16 protein-coding genes are annotated in these 19694 nt (G+C 45.9%); 6 read left to right on the forward strand and 10 right to left on the reverse strand.

The genetic code is table 11. The annotated features are described in order from the left end of the window. Window positions 1-17 precede the first annotated feature (17 nt). The gene (gene lptG / locus MHM99_RS05315) at window positions 18-1079 is read right to left on the reverse strand and encodes an LPS export ABC transporter permease LptG (protein ID WP_168463472.1); all 1062 of its coding nucleotides are present in this window, start codon (window positions 1077-1079) and stop codon (window positions 18-20) included. Beyond that, the gene (gene lptF, locus MHM99_RS05320) at window positions 1080-2180 is read right to left on the reverse strand and encodes an LPS export ABC transporter permease LptF (protein ID WP_014950603.1); all 1101 of its coding nucleotides are present in this window, start codon (window positions 2178-2180) and stop codon (window positions 1080-1082) included. Between the two features lie 263 nt (window positions 2181-2443). Here lptF and pepA point away from each other — a divergent pair, with 263 nt between their 5' ends. Genes pepA through MHM99_RS05335 form a run of 3 tightly spaced genes read left to right on the forward strand, consistent with a single transcriptional unit; the run spans window position 2444 to window position 7188 of the window. Further along, the gene (gene pepA, locus MHM99_RS05325; RefSeq protein ID WP_014950602.1) at window positions 2444-3949 is read left to right on the forward strand and encodes a leucyl aminopeptidase; all 1506 of its coding nucleotides are present in this window, start codon (window positions 2444-2446) and stop codon (window positions 3947-3949) included. Window positions 3950-3955: 6 nt separating this feature from the next. Then, window positions 3956-4378, forward strand: a complete 423-nt coding sequence (locus MHM99_RS05330) for a DNA polymerase III subunit chi (RefSeq protein WP_071815862.1) — start codon at window positions 3956-3958, stop codon at window positions 4376-4378. A 35-nt stretch (window positions 4379-4413) separates the two neighbouring features. Beyond that, window positions 4414-7188: a valine--tRNA ligase gene (locus MHM99_RS05335; RefSeq protein WP_168462826.1), complete on the forward strand. Its 2775-nt coding sequence runs from the start codon at window positions 4414-4416 to the stop codon at window positions 7186-7188. A 213-nt stretch (window positions 7189-7401) separates the two neighbouring features. Here the strand turns inward: MHM99_RS05335 and MHM99_RS05340 are convergent, their stop codons facing one another. Next, the gene (locus tag MHM99_RS05340) at window positions 7402-10074 is read right to left on the reverse strand and encodes an ATP-binding protein (RefSeq protein WP_168462825.1); all 2673 of its coding nucleotides are present in this window, start codon (window positions 10072-10074) and stop codon (window positions 7402-7404) included. 54 nt (window positions 10075-10128) lie between these two features. After that, window positions 10129-11412, reverse strand: coding sequence for an extracellular solute-binding protein (locus tag MHM99_RS05345; protein WP_049588254.1), 1284 nt, complete (start codon window positions 11410-11412; stop codon window positions 10129-10131). A gap of 187 nt (window positions 11413-11599) precedes the next feature. On the opposite strand from MHM99_RS05345, the gene MHM99_RS05350 reads away from it, so the two are divergent. Both MHM99_RS05350 and MHM99_RS05355 read left to right on the forward strand, forming a co-directional pair. Further along, on the forward strand, window positions 11600-12448 hold the full coding sequence (locus MHM99_RS05350; protein WP_049588252.1) for an SPFH domain-containing protein: 849 nt from the start codon (window positions 11600-11602) through the stop codon (window positions 12446-12448). A gap of 71 nt (window positions 12449-12519) precedes the next feature. Beyond that, on the forward strand, window positions 12520-12726 hold the full coding sequence (locus tag MHM99_RS05355) for a hypothetical protein (RefSeq protein ID WP_039235341.1): 207 nt from the start codon (window positions 12520-12522) through the stop codon (window positions 12724-12726). A gap of 56 nt (window positions 12727-12782) precedes the next feature. Here the strand turns inward: MHM99_RS05355 and MHM99_RS05360 are convergent, their stop codons facing one another. The 3 genes from MHM99_RS05360 to MHM99_RS05370 form a co-directional block, all read right to left on the reverse strand. After that, window positions 12783-13595, reverse strand: a complete 813-nt coding sequence (locus tag MHM99_RS05360) for a choice-of-anchor H family protein (protein WP_049588251.1) — start codon at window positions 13593-13595, stop codon at window positions 12783-12785. Between the two features lie 116 nt (window positions 13596-13711). After that, entirely contained in the window at window positions 13712-14110 is a 399-nt protein-coding gene (gene rraB / locus MHM99_RS05365) for a ribonuclease E inhibitor RraB (protein ID WP_239218444.1), read from the reverse strand. A 32-nt stretch (window positions 14111-14142) separates the two neighbouring features. After that, window positions 14143-14868 carry a 1-acylglycerol-3-phosphate O-acyltransferase gene (locus tag MHM99_RS05370; protein ID WP_168462824.1) on the reverse strand — a complete coding sequence of 242 codons (726 nt, stop codon included), beginning with the start codon at window positions 14866-14868 and terminating at the stop codon, window positions 14143-14145. 205 nt (window positions 14869-15073) lie between these two features. Here MHM99_RS05370 and MHM99_RS05375 point away from each other — a divergent pair, with 205 nt between their 5' ends. After that, window positions 15074-16213, forward strand: a complete 1140-nt coding sequence (locus MHM99_RS05375; protein ID WP_239218446.1) for an HD domain-containing phosphohydrolase — start codon at window positions 15074-15076, stop codon at window positions 16211-16213. A 62-nt stretch (window positions 16214-16275) separates the two neighbouring features. On the opposite strand, the gene glnG is transcribed toward MHM99_RS05375, so the two are convergent. The 3 genes from glnG to MHM99_RS05390 form a co-directional block, all read right to left on the reverse strand. Continuing rightward, complete coding sequence (gene glnG, locus MHM99_RS05380; protein WP_239218448.1) at window positions 16276-17685, reverse strand: nitrogen regulation protein NR(I); 1410 nt, start codon at window positions 17683-17685, stop codon at window positions 16276-16278. Then, on the reverse strand, window positions 17675-18760 hold the full coding sequence (glnL, locus tag MHM99_RS05385; RefSeq protein ID WP_014950590.1) for a nitrogen regulation protein NR(II): 1086 nt from the start codon (window positions 18758-18760) through the stop codon (window positions 17675-17677). Before glnL ends, glnG begins: the two co-directional genes overlap by 11 nt. A 130-nt stretch (window positions 18761-18890) precedes the next feature. Continuing rightward, entirely contained in the window at window positions 18891-19517 is a 627-nt protein-coding gene (locus tag MHM99_RS05390; RefSeq protein ID WP_343213272.1) for a DUF4124 domain-containing protein, read from the reverse strand. Window positions 19518-19694: the final 177 nt, after the last annotated feature.

The following is a 19694-nucleotide window of genomic DNA, read 5'->3' on the forward strand; positions in this document are numbered from 1 at the left end:
GAATGCTGATAGCTTGATCAACGCCTCAACATTACCCCTGCAATGGCCGCAAACAGTAAGCTAGGCAGTAAGGCGCCAAGGAATGGTGGCAGCTGATAGACTAAACTCACTGGCCCAAATACTTCATTGAGAATAAAGAAACCGAAGCCTGTCAGTACGCCCATGATCACGCGTGCGCCCATTGTAACGCTACGCAGCGGGCCAAAGATGAACGACAATGCCATTAACAGCATTACGCCTACCGAAATAGGTTGGAATACCTTGCGCCACAAGGCGAGTTGATAACGAGAAGGGTCTTGGTCGTTGTTGTCTAGGTAGTTCACGTAATCCAGCAGCCCAGTAATAGATAAAGCCTCTGGCTTAACCGCAACAATGCCTAGTTTGTCTGGTGTCAGTGTTGAATTCCAACGCATGCGGTTATTTTCATCTACCGTAACATTCGTTTCAGTAAACTTGGTTACTTCAACGTCGCTTAGCCACCAACCGTCGCCGTCGAAGGCCCCATTTTTAGCGTGAGTAATGCTCTCTAGCGACAAGTCAGGGTTAAAGCTAAATATGCTCACATCTTTGAGAGAGTCTTGGCTTAACACCTGACCTATGCTTACAAATCGGTCGCCATCCTTTGCCCACACCAGCTTATCGGAAGAAAATAAACTACCGCCTGAAATGGCTTCAGTTCTTATCTGTTTTGCCTTGGTTTCACTGTACGGGGTGACCCACTCGCCAACGGCCATCACTAATAAGATCATTACAAGGGTCGACTTCATGGCTGAGTTTATAATGTTCCAGCGGCTCATACCTGCGGCTTGCATCACTACCAATTCGCTATTGCTAGCCAGTACGCCCATGCCAATAAGGCCGCCCAGCAATGTTGCCATAGGGAAGAACTGCTCTAAGTCGCGAGGCAAGCTTAGCAATACGTAGATAAAAGCGACCAGCATGTCATAGTCGCCTTCGCCAATTTTTCGCAGCTGTTCTACAAATTTAATAAGCGCGCTTAAGCCAATTAGTACACTAAGCGTAACGGTAATAGTGCCTAACAGCGTACGGGCGATATATAAATCGAGGATCTTAAACATCTACTTTTTCCCCAATATCCAAGCGCGAAGCTCAGTGCCGGTTTTTCTGTCTCGCACAATCAACATGACACCAATAATCAGCATGATGGTATGCACCCACCATAAGCCAAGCTGAGGTGGCATTTTGCCGTCTTCTAACACTCGTCTACTCGCAAGCAGCAGCAAGAAGTATCCCAAGTAAAGCAGGATGGCAGGGAACATTTTACCAAAGCGCCCCTGACGCGGGTCGACTGCGCTTAGCGGCACAGCAATTAGTACTAAAAACGGAATGGAAAGCGGTATGGCAATACGCCACTGAAGTTCTGCTCTAGCTTCAATACTGTCGTCTTCCCACAGTTCGTTAGTAGGCAGTACGCTTACCTTACGACGAGTTTCGTCGGCAGGTTTATCGGCAATCTGAATTTGGTATTCGTCAAATTCTACTTTGCGGAAAGCCTTTTCAGATTGCTTTCCTTCGTACTGTACCCCTTCTTTCAGTACAAGGTTTCGCGTGCCGTCAGGGTTATTTGCCACTTCACCAGTTTGTGCATACACAACGCGCACGTCGCCTTCGCTATCGTCTGTTTGATTTTGCGATAAAAACACACGTTGTAGCTTATCGTTATTGTCTACATCGTGAACAAAAATAACCGCTTTTTCGTTACCGGTTTGCTGGAATCTACCTGGCATTAGCGCCGATATTCCCGCCTCATTTCTGGCTTTTTCTCGCAGCTGATACTCGTTCTCTGCAGCCAATGGCGCGAAATAAAGGGTAATTGCGCCTGTGACTATCATGATAAGTACAGACAAGAACAGCATTACCCGCGTTACATACCATTCACTGATACCACAGGCTCGCATTACGGTCATTTCACTGTCTACATACAGCCTGCCATGTGCCAGCATAATGCCCAAATAGGCGCTGATAGGCAGCACTAATGAAGAGAGGATAGGGGCATATAAACCTAGGAAGCCAAGCACTAGCCCAGCGGGAATATCACCGTCCGAGGCGTCGCCCAAAACGCGCACAAATCGCAAGGTGACAAAAATTGCCATTAGGATAAAGAAAATCGCTAACTGAGATTTCAGCGTTTCCTTAAGTAAATAGCGGAATATCAGCATCTCAGCCCTTCCGGAAAATTAGGAATTTTAGTGAAAGAAAGCACAATTTTGTTTAAACTTACCGTTTTTACAAGTTTTGCCTGCAATCATAAACCGTTTGCATGGTGTTTTGACGCAAATTTAACCTATATTCAATAGGTCTTTAAGCGTGAATTGCAGCGAACTAAAAAGTTATGCTGCGTATTAAAACATAAAGCAGCGCGAAACGTTACGTGATTTTAGTCATCGTGCAAACCATAAACGACGAAAAGCGAGGTGATATCGTGGAGTTTAGTGTAAAAAGTGGCAGTCCTGAAAAGCAACGCAGCGCATGTATTGTTGTAGGTGTCTTCGAGCCGCGCCGCCTAACGGCAGTGGCTGAACAGCTAGACGAAATCAGTGAAGGTTATATCAGCAACTTGTTACGCCGTGGCGACCTTGAAGGTAAAGCCGGCCAAATGTTGTTGCTACACAACGTGCCAAATGTACTAAGCGAGCGCGTGCTTCTAGTCGGTTGTGGTAAAGAGCGCGAATTAGACGAGCGCCAGTACAAAAACATAATCGCCAAAACCATTCAAACATTGAATGAAACAGGCTCGATGGAAGCGGTATGTTTCCTTACCGAACTTCACGTTAAAGGTCGCGATACCTACTGGAAAGTACGTCAGGCAGTAGAAGCAACTGAAGACACGCTTTACACCTTTATGCAGCTTAAAACCAAGAAAGGCGAACCACGTCGCCCACTGCGTAAAATTGTATTTAACGTACCTACACGCCGTGAACTTACTGTGGGTGAACGTGCAGTTGAGCATGGTTTAGCGGTTGCTCGTGGTGCGAAAGTGACCAAAGATGTGGCTAACATGCCGCCAAACATCTGTAACCCAGCGTACCTATGGCAGCAGGCGCAAGAGCTTGCCAGCCAGTACGACAGCGTAACCGCTGAAGTCGTTGATGAAACCCAAATGGCAGAGCTTGGTATGCAAGCGTATTTGGCTGTAGGTCGTGGTTCAGACAACGAAAGTATGATGAGTATTATGCATCATCGCGGTGGCCCAGCTGATCAAGCCCCAATTGTACTTGTAGGTAAAGGCCTTACGTTCGATTCAGGCGGCATTTCAATTAAGCCAGGCGAAGCCATGGATGAAATGAAGTACGACATGGGTGGTGCTGCAGGCGTACTGGGTACCATGCACACTATCGCGGCGCTGAATCTGCCCATTAACGTTATTGGTGTATTGGCAGGCTGTGAAAACATGCCAGATGGCAAAGCGTACCGTCCGGGTGACATTCTAACGACTATGTCGGGTCAAACCGTTGAAGTGCTTAACACTGATGCCGAAGGCCGTTTAGTATTATGCGACGCGCTAACCTATGTAGAGCGCTTCGACCCAGAGCTAGTAATTGACGTAGCCACGCTAACTGGCGCAGCGATTATCGCACTTGGTCACCATGCAACAGCGGTAATGAGTACGCACAATCCGCTTGCTCACGAACTACTTAATGCGTCAGAGCAAAGCTCAGATCGCGCATGGCGTCTACCGCTATGGGACGATTACCAAGAGCAGCTTGAAAGCCCGTTTGCCGACATGACGAACCTTGGTGGTCGCCCAGCAGGGTCAATTACTGCGGGTTGTTTCTTGTCGCGCTTCACTAAGAAGTACAACTGGGCTCACCTTGATATTGCCGGTACGGCATGGCGCAGTGGTAAGAACAAAGGCGCAACAGGCCGTCCAGTGCCTATGCTGTCTCAGTTCCTAATGAACCGCGCTGATATCAAGTTAGAGGACTAATCATTCATGCCACAAGTGATATTTTATCAACTTACCAGCAGTGACAATGGTGTGGCAGGCCGCGCCAGCGAAGTTATTGCATCAGCGTTTGCCAATAAGCAAAAGATTAGCGTGCTGTGCGATACACAGGCGCAGGCTGAAGACGTTGATGAATTGTTGTGGCAGCTGCCGGCTGACCGTTTTGTTCCCCATAACCTTTATGGTGAAGGGCCGCAATCAGGAACGCCGGTGGAAATTTGTTGGCGGCCAGAGCAGGTAGCCAGACGACAAATGGTGGTTAATGTGGGGTCCGGTATGGTGCCTTCACCCAACCAGCATCGTCAAATCATCGATTTTGTACCCGTGGACGAGAACGCCAAACAGGCCGCGCGGGTAAGATACAAAAACTATCAGCAAGCTGGATGCAACATGCAGTTCAAATCTGCATAAGTCATTCGCGTTTAGCTTCAATTTGAGAGTGTGTAATGGATAAAACCTTCGAACCGCAGTCCATCGAGCAGCAATGCTACAAGTCATGGGAAGAGGCGGGTTTATTTAAAGCTTCAGGTAGCGGCGACCCTTATTGTATTTTGCTTCCGCCACCAAACGTTACCGGTAGCCTTCACATGGGCCATGGTTTCCAACAAACCATTATGGACGCCTTAACCCGTTATCACCGCATGAAGGGCGACAATACGCTATGGCAAGTGGGTACTGACCACGCCGGTATTGCAACCCAGATGGTGGTAGAACGCCAACTTAACGCACAAGGCAAGACGCGCCACGATTTAGGTCGCGAAGACTTCATCAAAAAAGTGTGGGAATGGAAAGAGCACAGCGGCGGAACGATCACTGGTCAAATGCGCCGTCTAGGTACGTCTCCTGACTGGTCTCGTGAAGTGTTCACCATGGACGAAGACCTGTCTAAAGCCGTAACTGAAGTGTTCGTTAAGCTACACGAAGAAGGCCTTATTTACCGCGGTAAGCGTTTGGTTAACTGGGATCCAGTGCTTCACACAGCAGTATCTGATCTTGAAGTACTAAACGAAGAAGAAGACGGCCACATGTGGCACATGCGCTACCCACTTGCAGATGGTAGCGGTGAACTAGTGGTTGCAACAACGCGCCCTGAAACCATGCTAGGCGATACCGCGGTTGCGGTACACCCAGATGATGAGCGTTATCAAGGCTTTATCGGCAAAGAAATTAAGCTACCGATTACTGGCCGTTTAATTCCGGTTATCGCCGATGACTATGTAGATCAAGAATTCGGTACAGGCTGCGTTAAAATTACGCCTGCTCACGACTTCAACGACTACGATATGGGTAAGCGTCATAACTTGCCTATGATCAACATTCTTACCGACGATGCGAAAATTAATGATGATGCGCCAGAAGCATATCGCGGCTTAGATCGCTTCGACGCCCGTAAGCAAATTGTTGCTGATTTAGACGCACAAGGCGCATTGGTTAAGATTGAGCCGCACAAGCTTAAAGTGCCGCGTGGCGACAGAACAGGTGCGGTAATTGAACCCTACCTAACTGACCAGTGGTATGTAGCCGTTGAGTCTCTTGCTAAACCTGCAATTGAAGCGGTTGAAAGCGGCGAAATTCGTTTTGTGCCAGAGAACTGGAACAAGACTTACTACCAGTGGATGCACAACATTCAAGACTGGTGTATTTCACGTCAGCTGTGGTGGGGACACCGCATTCCGGCGTGGTACGACGAAAACGGTAACGTTTTTGTTGGCCGCACCGAAGAAGAAGTGCGTGAAAAACACGGCCTTGGCAGTGACGTAACCCTTTCACAAGACGATGATGTACTAGATACCTGGTTCTCAAGCGCACTATGGCCGTTCGCGACCATGGGCTGGCCAGAAGAAACGCCAGATCTAGAAACCTTTGTACCGTCTTCAGTGCTAGTAACCGGCTTTGACATCATCTTCTTCTGGGTTGCCAGAATGATCATGATGACCAAGAAGTTCACGGGCAAAATTCCGTTTAAAGACATCTACATTACTGGTCTTATCCGCGATGAGAATGGCGATAAAATGTCAAAGTCGAAGGGCAACGTGCTTGACCCCATCGATTTGATTGACGGTATTGATATTGAGTCGCTAGTTACTAAACGCACCGCGGGCATGATGCAGCCTCAGCTTGCTGAGAAGATTGCCAAGCGTACCCGTAAACAGTTCCCTGATGGTATTCAGGCCTACGGTACAGATGCACTGCGCTTTACGTTTGCCGCTATGGCGTCAACCAGCCGCGATATCAACTTTGATATGGCCCGTGTTGAAGGCTACCGCAACTTCTGTAACAAAATTTGGAACGCATCGCGTTTCGTATTGATGAACACCGAAGAGCACGATACAGGTCGCGACGGTGGTGAAATGGTGCTTAGCATGGCCGATCGCTGGATTTGGGCTAAGTTCCAACAAACGCTGGTTGAGTTTGAAAAAGCGCTTGAAGACTACCGTTTCGATATTGCAGCACAAACCGTTTACGAATTCACCTGGAACCAGTTCTGTGACTGGTATCTAGAGCTTACTAAGCCAGTGCTTAACAATGACGCCAGCACCGAAGCTGAAAAGCGCGGTACACGTCATACGCTTATTAACGTGCTTGAAAGCTTGCTTCGCTTGTTGCACCCGCTTATGCCATTTATCACCGACACTATTTGGCAGCGCGTTGTGCCACTAAGTGCACTTAAAGTGGAAGAGGGCGCAAGCATTATGGTTCAGGCATTCCCTGAAGTTGATGCAGCGAAACAAGATGACAAAGTACTTGCTGATATCGAGTGGGTGAAGAAGTTTATCGTGGGTATTCGTAATATCCGTGGTGAAATGGATATCTCGCCAAACAAACCGCTTAATGCGCTACTTAAAAACGTAAGCGACGAAGACGCGCGTCGTCTTGATGCGGCTAAGGCATTCCTAGATAAGCTTTCCAAGCTTGAAACCGTGACTATATTGAAAGACGGTGAAGAAGCGCCAGCCAGCGCGACAGCGCTTGTGGGTGAGATGGAAATTCTTATCCCGATGGCAGGGCTTATCGACAAAGACGCAGAGCTTGCCCGTATTACTAAAGCCATGGAGAAAATCGAGAAAGACGTATCTCGTACTCGTGGCAAGTTGGGTAACGAGAAGTTCGTAAGTAATGCGCCAGAAGCAGTAATTGAAAAGGAACGCGCTAAGTTGGAAGAGGGTGAAAAAGCCCTAGCCAAACTTAAAGAGCAGTTCGAGACCATTAAAGCGCTTTAAGTGCAGCCCCTAGAACGGGGGTTATCGATACAAATTAGAAGGGTTACCGAAAGGTAGCCCTTTTTTATTAGCGATTTAACAGGCCCTAAACATAGCGCGTTTGTTCGAAAGCCGTTCCTGCATTCTCACACTTCGCTATGAAGCTTGCCAGCGCCTACTGAGCGGGCAATTATTTATGCGAATTGGTATACGAACCTATCTTTACGTTGGCGTTTAGAGCTGTTTGCCTAAGTACTGTTTTAACATGCCTATCAATGATTTTTGCTTTATTGGCTTGGTGAGGTAGTCGTTCATACCCGCGTCTATCGCGCTTTGTTTATCTTCCTTCATTGCATTAGCCGAAAGGCCGATAATAGGTACGCCAGTAAAGCCTTTTTCGCGGAGTTGTGTGGTTGCCTCATAACCGTCCATCACCGGCATTTGTACATCCATCAATATTAGGTCGTACTGCGGGGCATTTTCTACTTTTTGCACGGCTTGCTTGCCATCTTCTGCAATATCGAAAGTAAGCCCAAGATTGGTAAGCATTTCTCCGGTGACGAGTTGATTTATATTATTGTCTTCTACTAAAAGCACGTGGCCTTCTAGCGACGTTGCTTCCGCTTCTTCACTAAAATGATGTCCGTCATAACTTGCATCTTTAGATATCACCTGATGAACAAAACGCTCAAATTGCGCAGGTGTGAATGGATGCATGATAAGTGGGCCTCTCCATAGCGTGTCATATTTAGCTTGTAGCGCGCTGCCTGCACTCTCCATTACCAGGCCTACCGACTTCCCTTTTTCTAGTAAGGCGTTTAACCAAGCAATATTCTGTCTGAACTCACTGAACTCATGGATATCTACAATGATATGTTCAGGTAAAGCGGCGATATTTTTGGCTTCTTCTATTGATAGCGTTGATTTAGTCGGCAGCTGTATCTGGTTGCAATACGCCGCAGGCAGCAATGCTACTTCAGTAACATAAAGGCTATCAACAGGTAGCTGAGGTGTTTGTTCAAGCACGCCTGGTTGGTTTTTGAATGCTTTCAGCGGTAGTTCAACTTCAAACGTACTGCCTTTTCCCATAGTAGAAGTGGCATCAAGGCGGCCGTTCATAAGTTCAGTAAGCTGGCTTACAATCGCAAGGCCTAGGCCGGTACCGCCATATTTTCTGTTGGTTGAACCGTCTGCTTGAGTGAAAGGATTAAATATTCTATCTAGCTGGGCTGCACTCATACCTATGCCGGAATCGGTGATTCGCATGGTAAGGTTTAACACGTTCCCTTTTTCGTTCAAGTTGCCGTCAAACTCAATATCTATACGCCCTTGCTCGGTGAACTTCACAGCATTGTTGCCTATATTCATAATTATTTGCGCGATACGCAGTGGGTCGCCAATTACTTGCGGAGGTATCTTTGGATTTACCGTAAAGTGCACCGATAAGTTCTTTTCTTTTGCGCGTAGTGCAATGACTGCAATGAGGTTGTCGAACAGTGAATGCAAAGAAAAACTCACTTCCTCAATCTTCAATTTACCCGCTTCAATTTTTGAGAAGTCGAGAATATCGTTAATTACGCTCAGTAATATTTGCCCTGAATACGCTGCCTTGTCGAGATACCCTTTAACAGTAGTGGACAGCTCTTGCTGTTGCGCCAGTTCTATTAGTCCGATAATACCATTCATCGGCGTGCGGATTTCATGACTCATATTGGCTAAAAACATACTCTTTGACGCGGTTGCTTGCTCCGCTTTTATTTTCGCCTCAGTAATCGCTTTATTTAAGCTTTCAAGCTGCGAGTTCATGGTTCTTGCTTCACCTAGCAGTTTTTCTGTCTCTCGGTTTTTATCACTAAAAACAAGCGCCGCTTTTGCTAGCTTGCCAATTTCATCTTTTCGACTGCTGCCAGGAATATTGGAAATTTGTACGCCTTGGGCAAGTTTGTTGAAAACTTGAGTGATAGAGCGGATAGGACCCAATATGCGAAACATGGTAAACAGCGCGGCTGAGAGGGCGAGTAGAATGGAAACAAGAGAAAATAGTTCTCCGTTACGCTGTGTGCTTTCAGCCAGTGTATAGGTGCGTTGGGTCGCAATTTCAGAGTCTGTGGTTACTTTTTTGGCCAGCTCACCGCTTAAATAGAGAAATTCATTGGCAGAACCTGCCATGACTACGTTAACCAAGAATAAATTACCTTGAGTTATCTGGGTTAGCTTAACGAAATCGGCTTTAATGTTTTCCGATAATCGCTCAACTCTTTCCTGAAGAGATGTATTTTTCGTTAGCGTTAATTTTCGTAGTGAATCTGTGGCTTCGTTGAATGCTCGAATAAAACCCATGTCGGGTTTCATCAGATATTTCAACATCGCACTTTCTGCCCGAATAAGAAGCGACTTTGCTTGTTCTTCAGAGGCAGCAGAGATATCCCCGTTTGCTTTAGCGTCACTCAGTATCTTTTCCAGTAACGTAATATCAGATAGGGTGCCTCTTGCAATAAGATTATCCCTTTCAGAGCGCGCATCGACAACTTGAGTAAAGTTCTCTTGATAGGCGTTAAGATGCCCCTTCATTCTAGAAAGGATATGGTTGCCTTCCTGTTCTTCGTTGTCTTCGTCTACCAGAGCCAGCTTGTCGAGCTTGTTGTTAATAGTCACCATGAGTCGACTGAAGCGAGTAATGGCTGATTTACTCGCATTCTCTTTGAATATGAGCACGTTGCGCTGTAAGTCCACCACATCCCGTTCAAGTTCCTTAACAAGTGCAACGTCAACTGCTGCCTTTGACGCTGATGCCACGCCTTTGTTTAGGACTTCTTGGTTTTCTCTAGCAATAAACCCCTGTGCCAATATAAGCGCTATAAGAGCGAGTAGCACGGTGATAAGCTGAATTCGAATTGACGATAACATGTGAACTAAAAAAGCCTTATTCCATTAACGTTATGGGTTTTACTTAACGCAACATTATACGGTGATGAATTCGTACCACTTCTGCAAACTGTATTCGTAGGTTGGCATAATGGTATTCCATACGGCAACGTTACTAAAACGCTCTTCATAACCCCCACCAGTGCGCTGGGCGCCTTGTTTAACACTAATATTTCCGTCGGGCCCTTTAAGCGGTTCAGACGCCACTTGCCCTTTGTACCAATAGTTCCACTCTGCGTCTGAAAGATACTGAGCTGAACGTTTAGGGTTGGAAATATAATAGCCTTGTCTGGCAATAAATGCGCCAGGCCACCCCGACAGCCACCAATTCATATACTCATAAGCCACGTCCTTTATTCTACCTTGTGTGGCAGAGGACATGCACATTACACCGTGCCATCCGCGGTAGCCTTCTTTCGGTGCTGCAAACGTAACCGGAATATCTTGACCGTTTAGTGCAGAGACTGCAGGCGAGAACATGCTTTCGATTGCAACCCGTCCACTTTTCATGAAATCAATAGACTCAGGGACGGAGGTCCAGAATCCATTGAAATGGTTTAACTGATTCAACTCTATAAGTAAGCTAAACAAATCATCAAGTTCATACTCGGTCATGGCACCGATATCTTGGAATTGAATGAATCCTTTAGCTTGTGCGGCAAGTGCTAAATCGAAAAGTCCGATAGTGGGGTCGTTGACTATGCCCACTTTTCCTGAATAGCGGCTGTCTAAAAGCCAGCCCCAGCTTTCTTCTTGCCCTTGCAGTTCTTTAGGTAACTTTGATGTGTCATAGCCAAAAGAGTCAACATTGTGCACATAAGGTAAAAAACTAATTGTGTCAGTATGGTTGGCACCTAGTGTGCCGTCGTCCTGTATATTAATAATTTTATGCGGTGCGTCGCCAGCGCCCATTCGCGCGTTCTCGGTAAGTTTTCCGGTCTTGCTTAAATCGTTTATTTCTTCCCAATACTGAAGGCGTTTCTTCTCTATGGGCTGAATAGCGTGAGCGCGCCACAATACATTAATGCTATTAGACCACTGCTCATAAAGGTCGAATGACGTGGGGTTCATCGACGCCTTTTGAAGAACGGCTGCACTGCCACCCGGCTCGAACTCAATATTAATGCCTAAGTCTTCCATGGCGCGCTGACGAATGGCTTCTTGAAGCGTGACATGGGTGCCTAATACGCGCAGCGTCGGTTTTTCTTTTCCGATTGAAAAAGGGGTAATGCCCGCAGTAAGGCCAAAAGCGAGACCGCCCTTTAGTAAGGTACGGCGCTGGAAAGAAGAAGCGACGTTTTTATCTGAGTTTGAAGGCATTAACGTACATCCATAGCAAACGATGACCCTCCATCATTCTGGCATCTATTTCATAGAGTTACCAAAAAATGTTACCCCATAGTTAAAAATAAAATGTTGCTTCGACATATTTGGTAACACATCAAAATTAGCGAGTAGTTATGTTTTGTATTATAAAGATATCAAAATGATATCAAAGGTGAGTGGTATGAAAGAAAAGAAAGGGTTTTCGGTAAACGGTTATTTGATGATCTGTGTTTTGCTAGTCGCACAGGTTGCTACGTTTTTCTATGCAGTGTCGGGTAACCCCGAAGCTGGTGTGGTTCTAAGCGTTTTAGTGGGAAGTTTGTGGTTGGGCTATTTCATGGTGCAACCCAACCAAGCTAAGGTCATGACGTTTTTCGGCAGCTATGTAGGTACTGTCTCTGATGTTGGATTACGCTGGACAATTCCTTTGTTCCGTAGAGCTAATATTTCTTTGCGCATAAGAAACTTTGAAAGTGCCAGAATTAAAGTTAACGACAATCAAGGAAATCCCATTGAAATCGCCTCTATTGTAGTGTGGAAAGTGAGCGATACTGCTGAAGCAATGTTTGACGTGGACGATTATGAAAGTTTTGTGCGAATTCAAAGCGAGTCCGCAATCCGCAATATGGCAAGTAGCTTTCCTTACGATCCTCGTGACGACGAGCAAGCGGAAGTCGCGCTTCGTAGCCACCCGATAGAGATATCAGCGCGTTTACAAGAAGAGATCCAGGCTCGCCTTGCGAAAGCTGGGATCACAATCTTGGAGTCTCGTATCAGCCACCTTGCCTACGCGCAAGAAATCGCAAGTGCCATGCTACAGCGTCAACAAGCATCAGCTATTGTGGCTGCCCGGAAGCAAATTGTAGATGGTGCTGTGGGAACGGTAGAAATGGCACTTCAGCGATTAAATGAAAAGGGTGTAGTAGAGCTTGATGAAGAGCGTAAAGCGACGATGATCAGTAATTTATTAGTTGTGCTGTGTGGTGATAAGTCGACGCAACCGGTTATTAATACAGGTACAATCTACTAGCTCGTTTTTTTAATTTAAGTTTGAAATTGTAGTGCCGCAGCGATGCACTGCGGCACATAAGGTTTGTAATTTTGGCAAAGAAAAAAGCGTATCCACTTAGGATAAATGAAAACGTACTTGCCGCCATGGAGCGATGGGCTGCCGATGACTTGCGCAGTGTAAATGCGCAAATTGAGTATGTATTAAGACAAGCACTAGTGAAGCAGGGAAGAGTGAAGCTAGTAGAAAAGGTTGTAGTAGAGGTTGAAGAAATAGACTCCACTCAAAAAGATAACTGAACGCGAAATAGCAGGGTATCAGCTATCTTTTCGATATGATCGTCACTAGCTAAGGCTTAGATATTCCGCTTGATTCTGCGTCTAACAAGTACAATGCCACCTAATAGACACAGTGGGAGTAAAGACCATGCTCCGCCATGCTCTTCTACTATGACTACCGTATCTTCAACCACATATTCATTATTTTCACTTTCAAGGGGAAGATAGGCGAGTGCGCTGTCATCATAGGCATCGGTATACGCCACAAGCATTTCGGTATCTGCATCATAAAGCTCTAATAGAATGTCGTACTCACCGGGCGGATAGCCAGAAACTAATGTGCTTTCAATGGTAAAGGTATCTGTTGAGTCTTCTGAGTAAATGTAAAATTCAGACGACACGTGAATAGACTCGTACACGTCGTTTTTGCCCAAATACAGGACCGCGTATACTGGCGCACGAGTGAAAATGGTGTCGGCGTCAAACTCAATCGAAAACGTGGAGTGATAACCATCGTAATCAATGTCTTGCTCAAGCTTTACCCAGCTTTCATAAATCCAAAACTCATTAATACTGCTGACTACGATATCGCTAGAGGACTTACTCACGGCCAAATGCTGTTGATGCTTACCTGTCTTGGGAAGGGACTGTTGGTCAGTCTCAACGTTATCAACAGATTGAGAGATTGTTTCTTCGCTTGTCAATGCTGCTGAGGTTTTAGGCAGCAGCGATTCAGCGGCAATAAATGGTTTGTCGTAACGGTATTCGTTAGAGGTAACGTTTTTGTTTTGTGCGCTATTTTCGGTACTGGCATGCACAGGTGACATAAGCGCAAGCTGTATTGTTGCAATAGCAGAATATGTAGTAAGTGAGAAAAGTAGCTTTTTCATCTGTCCATCCTTTTCCAATCGATAATGACAGTGTCATTGTTGACGGAAAAAGATGAACAAAAGCTGAAGGCTAACTTAACGCCTTCTCAGTTAAAACGGTGAGGGTGCCTTAGAGATCAGTCGTCGAAGTAGTGATCTTCTTGTTCGTATTCACCTTCTTCACGCGGCTCGAAGTAAGTACCCCAACCGTCGTAGGTTACATCATGCCTGTCGGCAATTTTAAGCAAGGTGTCAGAGTCCGCATTAAGTTTTTCAATATCTAGCTTTCGCTCTGCAACCGCGTCGAAGCAGAAAATAGTTTCGCCATCGTCAAGAATAAGCTCTTCTGCGTCGGTGACTTCAAAACCAGCTTTAAACGCATCAACAGCTGCCTTTTCTAGCACGTCGAAGTCAGTGCTGGCGAAGTGGTGCTCAATGGTATAGTCGGCATCGGCTTGGCTGCCGTCTTCTAGAAGGGCATCAATAGTTTCTTGGTTAAACTCGTACCACTCTTCTCTTTCATCGAACTGGGTCATAATAAACACTCGTTAGCAATTTTGACGCAAGTTTACCTGCTTTTTTCCAGTTCATCGACCTGTGTATTAAGCGCATCAAACTTTTGTTTCATTTCATCGTTAAAATGCACCATCCACTCTTTAATTGTCTTGTCTTCGTTCAAAGCCTGAGGGGCGGCAATATCAATAAGCACAATGCCGTTATTCCAACGGTTCCATTTTACTTTATTGTGCAAATTGCTGGCGGTTACCATAACAACCGGTTCGTTCGTGGTCTTAGCTAGGCGAAACGCACCTTGCTTAAAAGGTAATATGCCTCTGCCATAGCTTCGTGTACCTTCTGGGAACAGCCATACCGACGTTTTCTTTTTCGCAATGCGTTTTGCAGCAATGTCGAGTGTATTACGGGCTTTACCTGAATTCTTTCTATCAATCATGATATTGCCTGACAACCAATAGATTTGGCCGAAAATAGGGATCCACTTTAAGCTCTTTTTGCCAATGGTTACCACGCCAGGCAGTGCAGCTTTACAGATAGTGATAACGTCGAAACTGTTTTGATGATTGGCGATGTAAACGTAGGGCTCGTTTATTTTAACCGCAGGATCTTTCTTTATAATAATTTTGAGACCTACGATCTTAGCCATAAGTGAATACATACTACCCGCAATATGCACGTTATCTTTGTGAAAAGGTCGTGCGATACAAACAATTAGCAGAACAATGTTAATGACTAAAAAAGCGATAAAAAGTGCCGGAATGCGGAATAAAGCGATCAAAACAACTCCTAGATACAATTGACGCGCGCAGTATAGATGAAGTTTCAGCGTACACTTGTCCGATGAGTTTTTATAGTGCGGAAGTTATAGTTGAGCAATAAGTTGGAAAAGTGGCTATGTTTATCACCTTTAGTATGAGGAAATTTTGCCGATACCCAATTACAATAATAAAAAGCGCAATCGAACCTAACTCGGTAACCACTATATGCAGACATTTACTCCAGACGACCTAGAAGAAGATATTCTTGCTGACCTTATGGAGGAAATAAACGAACTCTATGAATCAAGTGAACAAACCTTGATTGAACTAGAGCTTCGTCCTGAAGACAACGAATTGCAGCGTGCTCTGTTTCGCTCAATCCACACCATTAAAGGTGATTTAGGCCTGGTTAATTTCTCGCCCATGATCCCGCTTTTGCAGCATGTAGAAGACTTGCTAGATTATTTGCGCAAGGGGCAGGTGGCGTACACAAGTACTATGAGTGACTTGGTATTGCTTACTATGGACAGAGTAAAAGCCTTTGTAGAGGCTGTAATGGCCAGTGGCAAAGCCGAATACGATGACAATCTTCACAATCAGCTGGTTTTAGCTATCGGTCGTGTGACGCCTGAAAATACTGCTGAGCATGAAAAACGCCTTACCGAAGCGGTCTTATTACTTAACCCAGCGTTAGATATTGTTGCGGATGAAGACGACCCACAAAACGTTCAGATAAAGCCCCCTACGTTAGCGGCTACAGGTATCCCTAAAGATATTAGTAGTGAAAAGAAGCAAGATATTCTATTTTTCCGCGACTTAATGCAAACCATTGAACGCCGCTCTAACTACTGGTCTGGTCGTGGTGATCGCATTGCCAAACTGGCTATGTATATTAACGACGTGGCCGAAAACCCTATAGACGAAGATCAGCTTGCCGTAGCCAGCTATGTACATGACTTCGGAATGGCCTTCATGCCATTGAAGCTTTTGCACAAAGGGGATGCGCTAAGCGATATCGAATTTAATCTTATGCGCTCTCATGTGTATAAAAGTGCCCGTTTGTTAGAGCACCTAGACCAATGGGATATGGCGCGCAAAATCGTGATGCAGCACCATGAACGCACTGATGGAACAGGTTATCCATTGGGGCTAAAAGAAGACGATATCTGTGAAGGTGCGAAGTTATTAGCCATTGTTGATACCTACGATGCAATGACACACCCAAGAGCGCACAATGAAGATAACGTACTTTCTAAAAAAGAGGCGGTGATAGAAATAAATCGAAGCGCCAAAGGCCAGTTTAGTATGAAGTGGGTAAGGCATTTCAATCAGGGAATGACGGCGCTATTGTCGAAAGGACATTAGGTAGCAAGCCGCTCATAAGCTAGCAGTGAGTTCCCTGCTAGCTTTCGGCGTAGTCACTAGGGTTAGTTCACACCCAGTTCTTTTAACTTTCTTGTTAGGGTATTTCTCCCCCAACCCAAGCGTTTAGCCGCATCTTGTTTGTGGCCATGAGTGTGCTGAAGTGCTCGCTCAAGCATAATACGCTCAAACGTCAGCATCGCGTCGTTAAGAATATTGTGATGGCCGTCGCGAAGCTGTTTATCGGTCCAGTTTGCCAACAAATCTGGCCACTCACCCGATTCAGCGCTAGGTTTTTCAATACTGCTATCGCTGTGAATTTCCGGTGGCAGATCGCTGGGCAGCACTTCTTGACCACTCGCCATTACCGTTAACCAGCGACACACGTTTTCTAGCTGCCTTACGTTTCCAGGCCATGGTAGCTGAGACATTACGCGCTCAGCGTCTTTCGATATGCTTTTAGCTTCTACATCAAGTTCTTTGGCTGCTCGGCGCAAGAAGTGACGGGTCAGTAGTGGAATATCTTCGCGGCGCTCGTTAAGTGAAGGAAGGTGCACTCGGATAACGTTTAAGCGGTGGAACAAATCTTCCCTAAACTTACCTTCAGCAACCCTTTGTTCTAAATTCTGGTGAGTTGCAGCGATGATGCGTACGTCCACACTCACTGATTGATGGCCACCGACACGATAAAACTGGCCGTCTGCAAGCACACGTAAAAGGCGGGTTTGTACATCTAACGGCATATCGCCTATTTCATCTAAGAACAATGTTCCGCCGTCGGCTTGTTCAAAGCGGCCTTGGCGAGCTGCCTGGGCTCCGGTAAACGCGCCCTTCTCATGGCCAAATAGTTCTGATTCTACAAGGTCGGCAGGAATGGCGGCCATATTAAGGGCGATGAAAGGTTTACTTGCTCTTGGGCTGTGCCTATGAAGGGCGTGCGCCACAAGCTCTTTACCCGTTCCTGATTGCCCGTTAATTAGCACGCTAATTGAAGAGCGAGACAAACGACCTATGGCACGAAACACTTCCTGCATGGCAGGTGCTTCGCCAATTATTTCCGTTACTACGTCTTCAACTTGCGCTTTAGATACGGTGGATTGCTCTCTGGCATGTGCCAGCGCCCGCTGGGTTAAGGTTACTGCCTCGTCGATATCAAATGGCTTTGGCAAATATTCAAAGGCGCCTTTTTGATATGCGTTAACTGCGCTGTCTAAATCCGAATGCGCCGTCATAATGATAACGGGGAGCATAGGGTGCGAGGCATGCACTTCGTTCAGTAATGTCATGCCGTCCATTTGTGGCATTCTTATGTCTGAAATGATGACTTCAGGGGCTTGGCCGCTTTGAAGTTGAAGCAATAAATCTTCAGGGTTTTCAAAACTTAAGCAGCTGATATCTGCTGCTTGTAAGGCCTTTTGCAGCACCCAACGAATAGAACTGTCATCATCGACAATCCACACAGACTCATTCGTCATCGTCTGTCTCCTTACGATCTATTGGTATGTAAATTACGAACTCAGTGTGACCAGGGTAGCTATCTACATCTATTTTGCCGCCGTGGTGGTTTATAAGGGTCTGTGAAATAGACAAACCCAACCCAGAGCCATTTTGCTTGCTTGTGACCATGGGGTAGAAAAGTGTGTCTTTTACTTCAGCCGGAATACCCGGGCCGTTATCAATAATTTTTATTTTAGCTACCAGCGCGTGACGCTTCGTTTGAATTGTCATTTGGCGCTCTATTCGCGTAATTAACCTAATTTGTGGGTTGGGGGTTTGGCTCTCGGTTAATGCCTGAACGCTGTTGCGCACAATATTGAGCACCGCTTGCTGAATCATGTCAGGGTCTAACATAAGCGGTGGAATGCTGGGGTCATAGTCGCGAACTATGGTAATGGGATTGTCTGAGTCAAAGCGCATTAAGCTGCGTATTTTTTCAAGCGCTTGATGCACGTTGCTTTCTTCAAATCGAGGTAGTGAATTTGGTCCAAGCAATCGATCAACTAAGTTTCGCAGACGGTCAGACTGCTCTATGATCATGCTTGTAAATTCTTTATGCTCGTCAATCAGCTCTTTTTCTAATAGCTGTGCTGCACCGCGAATACCACCAAGAGGATTTTTGATTTCGTGTGCAAGGCCGCGAACCAATTCCCGTGCTGCGTAATGCTGCGCGTTTTGTAAAGTTTCTCGAGAAATTCGCTTTTGCTGGTCAATCTTTTTAACTTCAAATAGCAGTCGTGGGCCGTCTTCGAAGTGCAAGTTGGTAACGGTTAGGTCGGCAGATACATAGCGGTTATCTCGAAAAGCCAACTTAATTTCGTTTTCGGTGAAATCTTCACCTTTTCTGATGGCAGCTTTAAGTCGGGTGGTTTCTATTGTGCCCGGCAAGAAAAAATCTTGAAGTGGATGCCCAATAAGTTGTTTTAATCCAGTCTCAAACAAAGCTTCACCAGCGTGGTTGGCATAAACAATCGTAAGTTTGTTGTCTACCATTACCAGTGCGGTATTTAGGCTATTGATTAGCTGTTGTGTTTCTAACTCGGTGGAATGCATCCGAGCTCGTCTCCTTTGCACCATAATAGTGCATTGTAGCTTGCAATGATGCGTTGCGCGAATAAAGAGCTCAAGAAGAAATGTTCACTGAACCTCTATGGTGCGCATACATAACAGTGGTTGCACGCTATTAGTTATTAATTAACGCCGATGCCTGATGCAGGTAAAGGGTTTGTAATGGAGACGATGCAAGAGTCTTGCCCGTATTGTTCGTGAGTTCAACTTTATAAGTATGTGCCCCACGATGGATACCAGTAAGCTTAAAGACGCCTGAACTATTGCTAGCTAATGGGGCGTCGTCAAAGATTAATCGGTAGATTGGCGCTTTGGGTGCACCAGGTTGTGCGGCAGAAATAGTGAATTCACCCAAGTTATTGCGAATTGTCGCTTCTGGTGAAGGTGACTTAATGACTACGCGATAGTTGGGCTTGGGGGCAGCCGGCTTCGGAGGGGGAGGTGGGGTAACCTTTGCCGCGGTTACTACGTTTTGCGTTTTTACATCGAAAGCTAGGGGTTCTGCGTTTTGCTGCGGCTTGTCGGTGTAAGTCACAGAGCCGTCTTTACCTACCACCTTGTATATGGTCATTGGAGAGGTAGCTGCGGCTGATGTTGCATTGCTGCTTTGTCCGGTTTCGCTTTCTTGTGCTTCTTGCTGGGTACTTTCTTGGCTCAGCATTTCCGCTTGCACAGGCAGTAAGCCATTGCCGCTACTTAGTAATAGCGAAATTAAGCAAATGTGTCGCGTCATATAGTGCACGTGTCGTTACCTAATCAATGTGGTTTTGGCTAGCTGGCTAATTAATATAGCTTGCTATGTTTGGCTTATGGATAACCTTTCTAGTTGTATGCAGATGCAAGCGGGCAAAGCCCTGTGCGCAGTTGATACAGCATGAAAGAATATTCATTAGCATAGCTATAAAAACATAGTAGATAA

Origin of the sequence: Alteromonas sp. MmMcT2-2, from assembly GCF_022348305.1 — a bacterium.
Taxonomy (GTDB): Bacteria; Pseudomonadota; Gammaproteobacteria; order Enterobacterales; family Alteromonadaceae; genus Alteromonas; species Alteromonas macleodii.

Bases quoted from the DNA above. Each gene is read 5' to 3' on its own strand.
- lptG (WP_168463472.1), bottom strand. From the start codon at position 1,079: ATGTTTAAGATCCTCGATTTATATATCGCCCGTACGCTGTTAGGCACT.
- lptF (WP_014950603.1), bottom strand. From the start codon at position 2,180: ATGCTGATATTCCGCTATTTACTTAAGGAAACGCTGAAATCTCAGTTA.
- MHM99_RS05330 (WP_071815862.1), top strand. From the start codon at position 3,956: ATGCCACAAGTGATATTTTATCAACTTACCAGCAGTGACAATGGTGTG.
- MHM99_RS05335 (WP_168462826.1), top strand. From the start codon at position 4,414: ATGGATAAAACCTTCGAACCGCAGTCCATCGAGCAGCAATGCTACAAG.
- MHM99_RS05340 (WP_168462825.1), bottom strand. From the start codon at position 10,074: ATGTTATCGTCAATTCGAATTCAGCTTATCACCGTGCTACTCGCTCTT.
- MHM99_RS05345 (WP_049588254.1), bottom strand. From the start codon at position 11,412: ATGCCTTCAAACTCAGATAAAAACGTCGCTTCTTCTTTCCAGCGCCGT.
- MHM99_RS05350 (WP_049588252.1), top strand. From the start codon at position 11,600: ATGAAAGAAAAGAAAGGGTTTTCGGTAAACGGTTATTTGATGATCTGT.
- MHM99_RS05360 (WP_049588251.1), bottom strand. From the start codon at position 13,595: ATGAAAAAGCTACTTTTCTCACTTACTACATATTCTGCTATTGCAACA.
- rraB (WP_239218444.1), bottom strand. From the start codon at position 14,110: ATGACCCAGTTCGATGAAAGAGAAGAGTGGTACGAGTTTAACCAAGAA.
- MHM99_RS05375 (WP_239218446.1), top strand. From the start codon at position 15,074: ATGCAGACATTTACTCCAGACGACCTAGAAGAAGATATTCTTGCTGAC.
- glnG (WP_239218448.1), bottom strand. From the start codon at position 17,685: ATGACGAATGAGTCTGTGTGGATTGTCGATGATGACAGTTCTATTCGT.
- glnL (WP_014950590.1), bottom strand. From the start codon at position 18,760: ATGCATTCCACCGAGTTAGAAACACAACAGCTAATCAATAGCCTAAAT.